Origin of the sequence: Sphingomonas melonis DAPP-PG 224, assembly GCF_000379045.1 — a bacterium.
GTDB classification, from domain to species: domain Bacteria; phylum Pseudomonadota; class Alphaproteobacteria; order Sphingomonadales; family Sphingomonadaceae; genus Sphingomonas; species Sphingomonas aquatilis.
Genome location: NZ_KB900605.1, coordinates 3543023 through 3556089, shown reverse-complemented (window position 1 = coordinate 3556089; position 13067 = coordinate 3543023). Strand labels below are relative to the sequence as shown.

The following is a 13067-nucleotide window of genomic DNA, read 5'->3' as shown; positions in this document are numbered from 1 at the left end:
GTCAGGCTGGATGGATGAGGAACCGCTTCGCATGGTATCTCGACGCGGACGCCGTCGATCCCAGCTCATTCTGGGACGCCGCCGTCGTGTCGGTGGACGCCAACGTCCTGCTCGACCTGTATCGCTACCACGCCGACACCCGTGATCGCATCTTAGAGGCAATCTCATCCTTCGGCGAGCGCGTCTGGCTTTCCGACCAGGCCGCGACCGAGTTCTTCCGGAACAGGAAGGGCGTGATCGTCTCTTCGAATACGACGTTCGGCGATGCTAGTGCCGCTGTCGACAAGCTGTCCAAGGCGTTAATCGAGGCGAGAGACAAGCTGCGGGGCCAGCGTCTAGTCCCGCGCTCGCTGGCTGACGGGCTGGACGCAGCGGTCTCGACGGCCGTCAATGAAGCGCGAAGAGAGATCGACGCGGCGCGAGCCGCCCACCCCGATTATCTCCGCGAGGACCCGCTATTAGAGAGGCTGCTGGCCATTTTCGACGAACGGGTCGGCGCCGCTTACGACGCCACTCGCCTGGCTGCGACGATCAAGACCGCCGAAAGTCGGTTCAAGGCCAAAGTGCCGCCCGGGTACATGGACGAGGACACTAAAGAGGGCGACCGACGATACGGCGATTACGTCCTTTGGTCGCAACTTATGGATCAGGCCAAGGCGGCTTCCACACCAGTTATCTTCGTGACTTCGGAGAAAAAGGAGGATTGGTGGGAGCAGAAGGGCCACCTCACGCTTGGGCCCAGACTCGAACTGCTCGAGGAATTCTCCCGCGAAACCGGGCAGCGGATCCACGTGTATAGGACCGAACGCTTCCTCGAACTCCACGCCGCCCGGGCGGGCAGTAAGTTGAACGAGCACGTTGTCGAGGAAATCAGAGAGGTCGACGCCAGACGCGGGCGCCTCCAGGCGCCCGCCGTTTCGCTTATTGAGCAGGTCGCGCTTGTAGCGCGCTCCGACGAGAACCGGGGAACTCTGGAGATCGAACTGCTTCGCGAGGTCAGAATGGCGACGGCGAGCGGGCGTCTCGAGCCGCGCATGGCGGGGGTGCCAGATGTGGCCGCAACCGTGACATCGGCGCCGTCTGGCTGCCCTCGCCTTGACGTCCGAGGGGCGACCGGCACGCTGTTCGACTTCAACGTGCACTTGAAGCCACTCGAGCGCGAGGCCCTCCTGCCGGTCGGCCGATACCTTATAGAATACGGATGCACACATTGGATGGCTGACGAGGCGGAGACGGGTTAAGAAATGTCGTTCCCGCACTGCGAACGACTAGCGTCGCGGTATGCACCTCAGAAGCGGCTATAAATGATGGAGGATAAGAAATCTCTGGCACCCATTCCGGCCATTCCCAGAAGGGAACCTGTGGCGGGAATTCGACCGTGATGACGGTAGCCTGTGGGCCTCGCTTCCCCTAAATCTGTTCCCGATCCGCGTTTTACGAAGCGGCCAATTTGAACAGTAAATTGGGAAAGCCACAGCGGCACCTAAGCTGTCGGCGAATACACCGGCGCAGATGCTACAGGTGCATTCGCCAAGGTCCGTCAGGCAGCATCCTGCTCCAGCCAAGGCGCTAAGACGATGGCGTCATTGACGGCTTTCCCGACCTGTGCGGCGAACCGCTCGTTGCGCCGCGCCTGCAGCGCGGCGACATAGGCGCGGTCCGGCATCAGCTCGATGACTCGGCGGAGGATACGGTCCTCGACCACGCCGCCGTCGGCCCGACCATCGAGAAGCTGCCGCCAGCGGGCAAGCAGCATTACCTCCGAGACGCAGTCGCCCTCGCACGCCTCCCTGACCATCTGCCACTCGCCGGCCTCGATCAGGCTGGCGATCGCCGCCGGCTTCGCTGTCCATTTGCCAGGCAGGTCCATCGCCGCCAGCATCTCCGTCTGATGGATCGGCTTCATCGCGAACCCGCCGGTGAAGACCCGCAGCAGATCCAGGTGACGCGCTGCGCTCTTGCCGCCGAACGCCAACCACCCCCATCCGGCCGGCAGCGTGAGGCCATAGCGGGCGCAGCCGGCGATCAGGAGCGGCACATCGTGCATGGCGCCGCCCCAGCTGCACAGTTCGGCGTCCGCCGGCGTGTTGGCCAATTCCTTGAGGACGCCGGCGAGCACGCCCCGCTCGTCTTGATCCGGCGCCGAGTAGGTGACGAACCGGCTGACGTCGATACCGCCATCGACATGCTCGCGCGCGATCAGCATGGACGCGGTCGTGATCGTCTGGAAGCACCACCGGGGCGTCTTCAGCGGGTCCTCGCCGCGGGTGTAGCCGGGCCGGCTGGCGCGGTCGCTGTCGTCCGGCACCCACCGCTCCATCTGCTGATACCGGCGATGGGCGGTGCGGTCGAGAACGGCCGATTCGAGGTCGAGGACGACGTAGGTGCGCGGGCCGCGCGGGACGGAGGGAAGTTCGAGCTTCATAACGATTTCCAGCGTTGAGGAAGGTGGTGGCGCCGGGCGCGGGATGCGCCCAGCGCGGGAGGGTCAGCCGAAGCGGACGATCGTCTCGACCGGGGTTTTCGGCTCGATCCAGTCGCTGCCGAACGGCACGAAGCGGTTGTCGGCGAGCAGTTCATCGCCCATCGTCGCGGCGGTGGCGCGGATTCGCTTCATCGCCAGCTTGCGGCCGGTGCCGATGTTCTTCGGCTTGCCGGGGACGCGGACCAGCGTGCCGCGATGATCGATAGCGAAGTGCTCGTCGGCCCGGGTGCTGACGAAGACGATGGGCGCGTCGTCGTTAGCGGCGAAGGGCACGACGTGGTCGATGATGTCCACGGCCAGCATCTCGCGGTAGACGATGGTGAAGCCCAGCGGGGTGCTCGCCGTCAGGCTCGCCCAGCCGGTGTAGACGGCGTCCTTGCGCAGCGTCTGGGCGAGGCGCGCCATCTCCGAACCCACTTCGATGTCCATCTTGCGACCGGAGCAGAAGGCGATCGCGTCGTTGCACGGCTTGAAGCCCGGCCAGCCGAGTTCGCGGCGGACCGCGAGCATGAAGTTCTGGTGGCGGATACCGATGGTGTTCTGCTGCATGCTGTCGTTCCCTTATGTGACGGCCATCATGGCCGGAGCATTTTTCCCCAACCTTGGGTGCTCATGACTGTCGTTCTGGAAGGAGGCGGCGCGCCGCAGTGCGCCGCCTGTCCGGCCCGCGCGTCAGCGGTGCCGCTCGTGCCACGTGACTGGCCGGGTGCGGGGCGCGGGGCCGTGCGGCGTCACCTCGCGCTGGAGCCACAGCGCCTCGGACTCGTACTCGTCCGCTGAGATCTCGCACCACCAGACGCGACCTCGCGGATCCCACCGGTAACCGCGGGCCTTCAGCAAACCGCGCCGGTCGAACGGCGCGTTCGTTGCCTCGATCCGCAGCGATGGCATCGCGGCGTTCTCCAGCAGCTGACCCAGCACTGTGCGGCCATCGTCGAGCCGGTGCGCGAGCAAGTGCAGCAAGCTGATCACGTCGGACATCGCGCGGTGCGCGTCGTTGAAGCGACCGATCTGCATCAGCAGGTGCCCCAACTTGCGACCATCGAAGCCGGTCGACAGCCAGTCGAAGTCGTTCATCGAACAGGCCCAGCTAGCGCCGGCGAGACCGGGCATCAGGTTCTCGATGAAGGCGATGTCGAATACCGCCGAATGCGCGATCCGCACATCGGCGCCGGCGAGCAGCCGTTCCAGCCGGTCAAGGTCGATGGTCCGACCCCGCACGTCGTCGTCGGTGATCCCGGTCAACCGGCTGATAACGGCCGGGATCGGCATCCCCGGATCGCGCAGCGCCTGTCTGACGCGGTCGATGCGGACAATTTGCCCTAGTTCGTCGGCCTCGACGATTACGACGGCGATGTCGATGATTTCGTCGAGCTGCGGATCCGTTCCGGTGCATTCGGTATCCACGATCGCGATGCGGCGGGTCGCGCCCACCGGATCGGCGGCAAGGGGGAAGGACTCCGGCGTGCTGACGCGGCGCAGGATGCGGATGTCCGGATCGTCGTTAGGGCCGGACAACATGGCGCTGGCGGCCAGATGGCGGATCTCGTGCATGGCTTTGGTCTCCTAGAAGACCGAGCGGCAGCGAGGATTTTCCCCTCTGCTTCTTCGGTCACGGAGACGGGCAGCGGCCCGGACTTTTCCCAGCACGCCTGAAAGGCTGCTTGTTAAGGCGACGAGAAGCGACGACACGGAACCAGATATCGCCACTTGACAGGCGTTACAAAACAGCCTCTCATCTGAGTGAGAAAAATGTAACAGGGGCCGATCATGGAATGCGCGATCTGGTTTGATCCGAACGACGTCGAACGTCGCCTGAAGACGCTCGGCCTCACGTTTGAGGAATGCGTGCGCGTCGTGAACGCCATGGTGGCGGCGTTCAACGGCTGCACCGACAATGATCCACCCACGGCCGCCGGTTGGGATGCCTGGCGTTTCGGCACCCGCACCTTCCGCGATGTGAAGCGTTCGCATGGCTGGGAGAAGGACGACCAGGACAACCTTTCGACGATCGTTCACCCAGATCGCGCCTTCCGTATCGCGGTGGTAAATACCAACGAGGCGACCGGCGTGCGCGAGGCTCAGCCGAAGAACAAGTCGGCAAAGGGCAGCGGCTCCGAACGCGCCGTGCGACTGAACCGGGAGCCGCCGCTGCCCATCCCCGAGTTTCTGAAGGAATATGAGGAAGCGCTTGCCGCCGCCGCCCGGTCGGATGCGCCGATTTGGTATCTGTGCGCCTATATTAGCAACGACGCAGTCCGCGCCGAGCTGTCCTTCCCGATGACCGTTGAGGGCGGCTACCTGTGCAACTGGCGCGAACGGATCATCCTAATCGATCAGAACGGCCCGGTCTGCGACGTTCGCGGGCGTGATGACGACGATTACGGCCCCGACTTCGACATCCCGGTCCGTCGTAAGAGGTAAGCCATGTTCAATCCCGCGAGGCTGAGCCTCGCGCGGCATCGCGCCGGGCTGAGCAAGAGCCAGCTGGCGGAGGCCGCGCGCGTGAGTCGGCCTGCCCTTCATCGCTATGAAACCGGTGAGACCGAGCCGGCGACCGACATAACCGATCGGATCGCCGATGTGCTCGGCTATCCATCCACCTTTTTCTATGGCGAGACGGTTGATCAACCGCCGCGTGAGGCCGCGAGCTTCAGGTCGATGTCCCATATGCTGGCCGGCGACCGTGATGCCGCGCTCGCGGCGGGATCTCTCGCCTTCATGCTGAGCGACTGGGTGGAAACGCTGTTCGATCTTCCCGCGATCGACCTGCATGACCTCAGCGATGAACGCTCGCCCGATCATGCCGCCCGTGCGCTTCGCGAGCTCTGGGGGCTCGGCGAGAAGCCGATCCGCAACATGGTTCACCTGCTCGAAGCGAAAGGTGTACGGGTGTTCTCGCTTGTCGAGGAAACGCGGTCGGTTGACGCCTTCTCGGTTTGGCGGTCGAACAAGCCCTACATCTTTCTCAATACCGTCAAGACTGCCGAGCACAGCCGCTTCGATGCCGCGCACGAACTCGGCCATTTGGTTCTGCACAAGCACGGCGGACCCGGTGGACGCGCGGCTGAGGATGAGGCGAACCGATTCGCATCGTCGTTCCTGATGCCGTCGGCTGACGTGCGCGCGCGCATCCCCATTGCGCGGGGGCTGAACCACATCATCGCCGAGAAGGCGCGGTGGAAGGTGTCTGTTGCCGCACTGAACTACCGCCTGCGCCAGCTCGGCATCACATCCGAATGGGAAAACCGGCAGCTGTGCATTCAGATCGCCCGCAACGGCTATCGAACGACCGAGCCGCAAGGCATCGAGCGCGAGATGTCCGTGGTATGGGAGAAGGTCTTCGGCGGCCTCCGTAACGATCGGATCACGAAGCACGATATCTCCGCGGCGCTGCACATCCCGGTCACCGAGATTGATAAGCTCGTCTTCGGCTTGACGCGGATGATGAGCATCGAGGGTGGACGTCAGGGGGCTGCCGGCAGCGCCCGCGGCAAGTTGTCGCTGGTGTCCGACTGATGAGATTTGGGGGTTAGGTGCCGATACTGGATTGGATGACGCGCGGAGACGACGTCCGCGCGGCGGCGGGGGTGCCGTATCGGCTGCTGGAGGTGGTGCCCGCGCTGGACGGCGGCGATGGCGACGCCGCTAATATGCTCATCCGGGGCGACAATCTCGACGCGCTCAAGGCGCTGCTGCCCTATTACAAGGGTGCCGTGAAGTGCATCTACATCGACCCGCCCTACAACACGCGGTCGGCGTTCGAGCATTACGACGACAATCTCGAGCACAGCCAGTGGCTGGCGATGATCTATCCGCGCCTCGTCCTGCTGCGCGAGTTGCTGGCGGAGGACGGCAGCATCTGGGTGTCCATCGACGATAATGAGGGACATTACCTCAAGATCGTGATGGATGAGGTGTTTGGGCGCGGTAATTTCATCGTGGATGTTGCTTGGCAGAAGCGAGATGGGCCGCCGAATGATCGAACTATAGCCTCGATCCACGAGCATATTCTGGTGTGGGGCAAGAGCCGGAGACCCGGAGAGAACCGGTCCCGCGCCGAAGAACTGTTCAATCTTATGCCTCGATCGGACAAGGCCAACTCCCAATATCGTGAATACCCAGACCCCGAAGGCATCGATCCGCGTGGTCCGTTCCGCAAGATCGACACAACAGCCAACGGAAAGGGCGGGCGTTCGGTTCAGAGCCTCATTTACCCGATCACCAACCCGTTTACGGGCGAAGAGGTATACCCGCGGGAGGGCACGTGTTGGCGCCACAACTGCGAGGAAATGGCTCGCCTACAGGCTGAAAAGCGGTTGTTCTGGGGTGCCAAAGGCGATGCCCGGACACCGATGCGGAAGCTGTTCTTGTCAGAAGCGAAGAACGGCATGACGACCTCATCTGTCTGGGCGGACTTAGCCTTCAACCAACATGCAAGCCGGCAGATCGAGTTGATCTTCGGTAACAAGGCGTCGTTCGAGACGCCGAAGCCCGAAGAGCTGCTGAACCGCATCCTCCACATCGCCAGCAACCCGGGCGACCTCGTGCTCGACAGCTTTCTCGGCTCCGGCACGACGGCGGCGGTGGCGCACAAGATGGGGCGACGGTGGATCGGCATTGAGATGGGCGACCATGCCGAGACGCATTGCAAGCCGCGGCTCGACAAGGTGATCGCGGGCGAACAGGGCGGCGTCAGCGAAGCGGTCGGCTGGACCGGCGGCGGTGGCTATCGCTTCTATCGCCTCGGCGCGCCGGTATTCGAGGCCGATGGGCACATCGCGGACGGCATCCGCTTCGCGACCCTCGCCGCGCATATCTGGTTCAGCGAGACCGGCGCACCCTTCACCGGCGCTGCCGATACGCCGGTGCTGGGTGTGCATAACGATGTCGCCTATGCGTTGCTCTACAACGGCATCCTCGGCGACCGCTCCGTCAGCGGTGGAAACGTGCTGACCGCGGCGCTGCTCGCACGGCTACGGCAGACAAGCGGCTGGGACGGGCCGATGACCGTGTATGGCGAATTGTCGAAGCTGGGCGCGGCGCGGCTGGCGGAGGCGGGCGTCACCTTCAAGCAGACCCCCTATGACGTGAAGGCGCGCTGATGGAGCTCAAGGACTATCAGCGCCGCGCGCTCGATGCGCTCCGCACCTTCCTCGACCAGGCGGCGATCCGCGACCATGCCGCTGCCTATGCCGCCGCAGGCGCGGTCGGCGAGCCGGGGGCGTATGGAGCGACCTACCGCCCGCTCGCGGGGTTGCCGGGTGTGCCCTATTGCTGCCTGCGCCTGCCGACCGGCGGCGGCAAGACACTGCTCGCCGCCTACCCCATCGGCATCGCGCGCGACACCTATCTCGCGCGCCGCTATCCGGTTGTGCTGTGGCTGGTCACGTCGAGCGCGATCGCCGACCAGACGCTCGGCGCGCTCAAGAAGATCGGCCACCCCTATCGTCAGGCGCTGGAGGCGCAGTTCGGCGGCGCCGTGCGCGTGCTCGGCATCGACGAGCGGCGGCAACTTCGACCGCAGGACATGGCCGATGCCGCCACGGTGATCGTCGCCACCGTCCAGTCCTTCCGCGTCAACAACGTCGCCGACCGCAACGTCTATCGCGACGACGAGGAGCTGGAGCCGCACTTCGCGGCGCTGGCCCCCGGCATCGACCTCGCCCGGCACGAGGACGGCCCCCGCCGCGGCAAGCCGATCGCTAGCTTCGCGAATCTGCTGAAGCTGCACCGACCACTGGTGATCGTGGACGAGGCGCACAATTTCACGTCGACGCTGTCCGGGGAGACATTCGGCCGGCTCGCGCCCGCGGCCGTGGTGGAGTTTACCGCGACGCCAGTGCGCTCCAACGTAATCGTCTCGGCCACCGCCGCCGAGCTGAAGGCGGCGGACATGATCAAGCTGCCGATCCACCTGTCGCAGCATGGCAGCTGGCAAGCGGCGATCGCCCATGCGGTCGACAACCGCGCCTGGCTGGAGGGAATCGCCGCGAAGGATGGAGGCGGCATCCGCCCGATCGCGCTGTATCAGGCACAGCCGGCGCGCGAAGGCGCCGAGGCGACGGTCGATGTGGTGAAGCGCCACCTGATCGAAGATTGCCGCATTCCCGAAGACCGGATCGCGGTGGCGACGGGCAACCAGCGCGAACTCGACGGCATCGACCTGTTCGATCCCGCCTGCATCATCGAGCACGTCATCACCGTCGACGCGCTGAAGGAAGGCTGGGACTGCTCCTTCGCCTATGTCTTCTGCTCGCTCGCCAGCATCAGGAGCGGCGGCGCGGTGGAGCAGCTGCTGGGGCGCGTGCTGCGGATGCCATCCGCGACCCGGCGCTCGTCTGAAGAGCTGAACCGCGCCTATGCCCACGTGTCCGAACGCAACTTTTTCGAAGCCGCCGAAGGGCTGAAGGACCGTCTGACCCAGATGGGCTTCGACGAGCGCACAGCGCTGGAGGCGATCGTCGAGCAGCCCGAGACGTTCGAATGGAGCGAGGACCAGCCGCTGTTCACCCGGCCCGAGCTGCCGTTGCTGCGGGTGCAGGAGCGTCCGGATCAGAGCAGCTGGACGCCGGAGATTGTGGCCGCAACGCGTATCGCTGATGATGGTGCCGGCGGCGTCGCGATCACGTTCGACACGGCTGCCCCAGACACGGTGCTGCGGGAGGTGGCGGCGGCGGTCACAACAGAAACGACGTCGCCGGTGGCGGCGATGGAGGCGTTCCTCGTCCAGCGCGCGTCGTCGCTTTCGCCGGCGGAACAAGGCGAGGTGCTGACGCTTCCGCGCCTCGCGATCGAGCGCGATGGCCAGCTCGAGATCGTCTTCCCCGAGACGCTGGTGGATGTCGGCGGCTGGGATCTGCGCCAGGTCGACACGAGCCTGCCCGGCTTTGCGCTGACGGATCGGCCGGACACGTTCGAGATGGACGTGGACGGCGACCAGGTCGTTTACTCCCGGATCGACGCGGCCGCCGAGCTGGCGCTGGACGACGCGACCGACTGGGACGTGGCGGCGCTGTCCCGCTGGCTCGACCGCACGACACGCCAGCGCGACGTCGCCCAGCCCATCTTCCTCGAGTATTGCCGCCGCGTGGTGGAAGGCGTTGCCGATCGCATCCCGCTGGCTCAGCTCGTCCGCGGAAAGTATGCGTTGCGCCGTGCGATCATCGCGCGAGTGGCGCAGCTCCGCCATGAGGCCGGCGCACGCGGCGTCCAGCTCCTGCTCGGCGACATCGCCCCGGTGCTAGCTCTGGGCGACAACGCCTTCAGCTTCAGCAAGGCCGGTTACGACCCGCGCACGCCCTACGCCGGGCCATGGCGGCCGCGGAAGCACCTGTTCTCGCAGGTTGGCGACCTGAAGCACGGCGGCGAGGAATGGATGGCGGCGGTGGCCATCGACGATCACCCGGCGGTTCACCGCTGGGTCCGCAACGTGGATCGCACTGCCTGGTCCTATGCCCTGCCGACCGCGACCGACCAGTTCTATCCCGACTTCGTCGCCGAGCTGGCCGACGGCCGCAAGCTCATCGTCGAATACAAGGGCGCAGACCGAACCGACAACGCCGACAGTCGCGAGAAGAAGAACATCGGCGCGCGGCTGCAGGAGGTGAGTGGCGGCGGCGTCGTCTTCCTTTGGGCCGAGAAAGATCGTGGCGGTGGTGTCACCCAGCAACTGGACGCGGCGATCGGTTAAGCGGACGGAGGCGCCTGATGCACACCTGCCCACCACCCAGCGACGCCCTTGCGGATTGGCTAAACGCGAACGGCACAGTCGTCGGTGGAAACTACGGCCATCTCCTGCTGGAACAGCGCGACGACGTCGAGCGCCAGGCCCTGCTGGACGCGCTGCGGCCCTACTTCGAATCCGCGCATCTCGACGCCCGGGAACATTTCCACGCGCAGGTGGGCATCGACCTGCATCCTGACGGCGGCGCCGCGGCCGGTCCCCGCTATCCGAACAGCCTGCCCACCACGGCGGTGCGCGGCCTGTTCGGCGAGGTGATGGCGGGGCTCGTGACCGAGGCCTACCGGGCAGACTTCGTGGGCGGTCACCATTGGCGCGTGCCCATCTTCCTCTTCCGGTTCCACGACGACGTCGAGAAGTATCTCTGGACGCTGCGCGACGATCCCGCCCGCACCCGCGAGATCTACGGGCGTCACGGCACGGACTTCATCGGCATCGCCCTCAGCGACGATGGCGAGGTCGCCCGCGTCATCGCCGGCGAGGCGAAGTGGCGCCAGACGCTGAACAACTCCACCATCGCGTCCCTGCTCCACGGCCCGCGGGTAGAGGACGAGGAGACCGGCGAGATGGTCCGCAGCGGTCGTGGCATCTGGTTCGAGGTCAACCGCGACACCGGCATCCCCCACGGCCTGCGCCAGCTGCAGAGACTGCTCGAGCACCGCGACCCGGATGGCCACGCCAACGCCATCTTCTCGATCGATCGCGCGGTGCTGGCGAACGCAGCGATAGACCGGACTAACCTGGTCGTGATCGTCGGCAACGGCGCCCGCCGCCGCGATGCGGGCGAGTGCGCGATCGATTGGGAGGAACGCCCGCAGGAATACAGGTCCCGCCACGATCTGCAGGTCGTGGAGGTGATTCTTGAGAACGGTGCCGACCTCGTGGACGCGCTCTACGCCTCGCTCTGGGATCAAGGTTGATGCCCGACCGCGACGAGGACCGGCTCGCAGCCGCCGAGGCCGTAAGACAGGCGCTGGCGATCGAAAACGAGTTGTCGAGGTCGCAGGCCAAGGCTTACGTCCGCTCCCTTCAAATGACGTGGCAGGTGCCCGCCATCCAGTGGGGAGCGCAGGAGACCACGCGGCAGCTCGCCGACGCGCGCCGGCTGCTCCATGCCGCGCACATCTTCCGCACAATCGAGGGACCGGACTCGGCGCGCGCCGTCGACTGCTGCCGGCGCGTCGGTGAGATCCTCGAGTGGCTGTCCAGAGCCGACGACCCAATCCGCTCCGAGGTGCCGATTGAGCTGCTGTCGGCCGCCGCCTACCAGCTCGGCAACCTGCCCGCGATGGCCGCGGGCCTACTCGCGCAGGTCGACATGGATCACGACGGCGTGAAGCTCTACGCCGCCTTCCTCCGCGCGGACTTCGACGACGTGCTGCACCGGGCCGGTCGCTTCTGGAAGGGGAACTCGGAACACACGCTCCCCAGGCGGGCGGCCCCGGACGCCGCGGAAGAGCCCAATGGAGTGGTCAAGACCTTCTCCGTCGAGCTGGTGCGCACGCTCGGACTGATCGCCGACAGCGTTCGTCGAGGAGAGGACGCTCGGCTGGGTGTCGGGATGGCCAAACTGCACTCGCTCGACGCCCTGGCCGCCCGCACCTTGAGCGACGACGCGACGCTGATGATCAGCCTCATCAGGCAGGTCGCGGATGGCTATGCCGCCGCGTCGATCTTCAAGCCGCTGCGCGCGCTCGCGGAACTGAGGCCCGAGCGCACGTCCATGCTGGAAACCTTCGCGCGGGACCAGTTCGCCCGCGGGCGCGGCATCCTCTGGACGTCCCAGCGGCACGGGATCGACCGCCTGTTGCGGGAGACCTCGTTCGCGCTCTGCACGCCGACCGGTTCCGGCAAGACGCTCGTCGCGAACCTAGCGATCATCAAGGAGCTGCTGCTCCGCGAGCCGGCGAACCTGCTGGGCCCACTCGCCCTCTATATCGTGCCGTCCCGCGCGCTCGCCGGCGAGGTCGAGGCGAAGCTCTCCGCCGAGCTACGCGGACATGCGATCGTCACGGGGCTCTATGGCGGCTCTGACTGGGGGATCACCGACTACTGGCTCACCAGCGAGCAGCCTGTGGTCCTGATCGTGACCGTCGAGAAGGCGGACGCGCTTTTGCGATACCTGGGGCCGCTCGTCACAGGGCGCATGGCGCTGCTCATCGTGGACGAGGCGCACCAGGTCGTTCCCGAAGCTGGCGAGTCGACCAACGTGAGCTTCTCCGAGCACAGCAACCGGGCGTTACGGCTGGAAGCGCTGGTATCCCGGATCCTGTCGGAGCGTCCCGAGGTAGTGCGTATCGCCCTGACAGCGGTCGCCGGTGGGGCGGCGGGCCCCGTAGCTAAGTGGATCGAGGGACGCCGCGGGGCGGAGGCGGTCGGCGTCCGCTACCGCAGCACCCGACAGGTGATCGGGGTCCTGGAGGCGTCGCCCGGCAGTTCGGGGCGCATCCTGCTTGACCTCATGAACGGACGGCCGCTCTATCTCCGCGGCGAGGAGGATCCTGTCTTCCTGCCACTGCGCTACGCGCCCATGCCCGACCTCAGAGCGACGTGGCGCGACAGCCTGAACCGTTTCAACTGCCTCAACGTCCTATGGACCGCATTGCACCTCGCCGAGGAGGACCAGCGGATCCTCATCTCGGTCGCGCAGGAACCCGAGCGGACCATGCGCTGGTATAAGGAGGCACTCGAGCTGCCCGCCTGGAGCGCGGTCGTCGGTTTTGAAGCACAGATGGCCATCTGGGCGAGCGCTTCGAGGAGGCGCGCGCCGCCTGCCGCGACTATTGCGGCGACGACTCCTTCGAACTCTTCCTGTTGGAGCGAGGCATAGCGACCAAC

Annotated in this window: 10 protein-coding genes; 7 read left to right on the top strand and 3 right to left on the bottom strand. The window is 65.8% G+C overall.

Annotation, left to right across the window (positions count from 1 at the left end; translation table 11 throughout):
• The first annotated feature begins 14 nt into the window (after positions 1-14).
• Positions 15-1241 carry a PIN-like domain-containing protein gene (locus SPHME3_RS0117250; RefSeq protein WP_018251108.1) on the top strand — a complete coding sequence of 409 codons (1227 nt, stop codon included), beginning with the start codon at positions 15-17 and terminating at the stop codon, positions 1239-1241.
• A gap of 299 nt (positions 1242-1540) precedes the next feature.
• Here the strand turns inward: SPHME3_RS0117250 and SPHME3_RS0117245 are convergent, their stop codons facing one another.
• The 3 genes from SPHME3_RS0117245 to SPHME3_RS0117235 all read right to left on the bottom strand — a co-directional run bounded on the left by SPHME3_RS0117245 (position 1541) and on the right by SPHME3_RS0117235 (position 4039).
• Positions 1541-2425 (bottom strand): 3'-5' exonuclease family protein, encoded by an 885-nt coding sequence (locus SPHME3_RS0117245; protein WP_018251107.1) that lies wholly within the window; start codon positions 2423-2425, stop codon positions 1541-1543.
• A 63-nt stretch (positions 2426-2488) separates the two neighbouring features.
• A complete protein-coding gene (locus tag SPHME3_RS0117240) occupies positions 2489-3034 on the bottom strand; it encodes a hypothetical protein (protein ID WP_018251106.1) in 546 nt (181 codons plus the stop codon).
• Positions 3035-3157: 123 nt separating this feature from the next.
• Positions 3158-4039, bottom strand: coding sequence for a 3'-5' exonuclease (locus SPHME3_RS0117235; RefSeq protein ID WP_018251105.1), 882 nt, complete (start codon positions 4037-4039; stop codon positions 3158-3160).
• Between the two features lie 216 nt (positions 4040-4255).
• On the opposite strand from SPHME3_RS0117235, the gene SPHME3_RS20500 reads away from it, so the two are divergent.
• Genes SPHME3_RS20500 through SPHME3_RS21630 form a run of 6 tightly spaced genes read left to right on the top strand, consistent with a single transcriptional unit; the run spans position 4256 to position 13059 of the window.
• Positions 4256-4909 carry a hypothetical protein gene (locus SPHME3_RS20500; protein WP_018251104.1) on the top strand — a complete coding sequence of 218 codons (654 nt, stop codon included), beginning with the start codon at positions 4256-4258 and terminating at the stop codon, positions 4907-4909.
• A gap of 3 nt (positions 4910-4912) precedes the next feature.
• Entirely contained in the window at positions 4913-6004 is a 1092-nt protein-coding gene (locus SPHME3_RS0117225; protein WP_018251103.1) for a helix-turn-helix domain-containing protein, read from the top strand.
• Positions 6005-6039: 35 nt separating this feature from the next.
• Positions 6040-7590 carry a site-specific DNA-methyltransferase gene (locus SPHME3_RS20260; protein WP_018251102.1) on the top strand — a complete coding sequence of 517 codons (1551 nt, stop codon included), beginning with the start codon at positions 6040-6042 and terminating at the stop codon, positions 7588-7590.
• On the top strand, positions 7590-10178 hold the full coding sequence (locus SPHME3_RS0117205) for a DEAD/DEAH box helicase (protein WP_017978115.1): 2589 nt from the start codon (positions 7590-7592) through the stop codon (positions 10176-10178). The genes SPHME3_RS20260 and SPHME3_RS0117205 overlap by 1 nt, the downstream gene beginning before the upstream one ends.
• Before the next feature lie 17 nt (positions 10179-10195).
• Positions 10196-11149, top strand: a complete 954-nt coding sequence (locus SPHME3_RS0117200; RefSeq protein ID WP_017978116.1) for a hypothetical protein — start codon at positions 10196-10198, stop codon at positions 11147-11149.
• Positions 11149-13059, top strand: coding sequence for a DEAD/DEAH box helicase (locus SPHME3_RS21630; RefSeq protein ID WP_231376776.1), 1911 nt, complete (start codon positions 11149-11151; stop codon positions 13057-13059). The genes SPHME3_RS0117200 and SPHME3_RS21630 overlap by 1 nt, the downstream gene beginning before the upstream one ends.
• The last annotated feature ends 8 nt before the right edge of the window (positions 13060-13067 follow it).

Bases quoted from the DNA above. Each gene is read 5' to 3' on its own strand.
- SPHME3_RS0117250 (WP_018251108.1), top strand. From the start codon at position 15: ATGAGGAACCGCTTCGCATGGTATCTCGACGCGGACGCCGTCGATCCC.
- SPHME3_RS0117245 (WP_018251107.1), bottom strand. From the start codon at position 2,425: ATGAAGCTCGAACTTCCCTCCGTCCCGCGCGGCCCGCGCACCTACGTC.
- SPHME3_RS0117240 (WP_018251106.1), bottom strand. From the start codon at position 3,034: ATGCAGCAGAACACCATCGGTATCCGCCACCAGAACTTCATGCTCGCG.
- SPHME3_RS0117235 (WP_018251105.1), bottom strand. From the start codon at position 4,039: ATGCACGAGATCCGCCATCTGGCCGCCAGCGCCATGTTGTCCGGCCCT.
- SPHME3_RS20500 (WP_018251104.1), top strand. From the start codon at position 4,256: ATGGAATGCGCGATCTGGTTTGATCCGAACGACGTCGAACGTCGCCTG.
- SPHME3_RS0117225 (WP_018251103.1), top strand. From the start codon at position 4,913: ATGTTCAATCCCGCGAGGCTGAGCCTCGCGCGGCATCGCGCCGGGCTG.
- SPHME3_RS20260 (WP_018251102.1), top strand. From the start codon at position 6,040: ATGACGCGCGGAGACGACGTCCGCGCGGCGGCGGGGGTGCCGTATCGG.
- SPHME3_RS0117205 (WP_017978115.1), top strand. From the start codon at position 7,590: ATGGAGCTCAAGGACTATCAGCGCCGCGCGCTCGATGCGCTCCGCACC.
- SPHME3_RS0117200 (WP_017978116.1), top strand. From the start codon at position 10,196: ATGCACACCTGCCCACCACCCAGCGACGCCCTTGCGGATTGGCTAAAC.
- SPHME3_RS21630 (WP_231376776.1), top strand. From the start codon at position 11,149: ATGCCCGACCGCGACGAGGACCGGCTCGCAGCCGCCGAGGCCGTAAGA.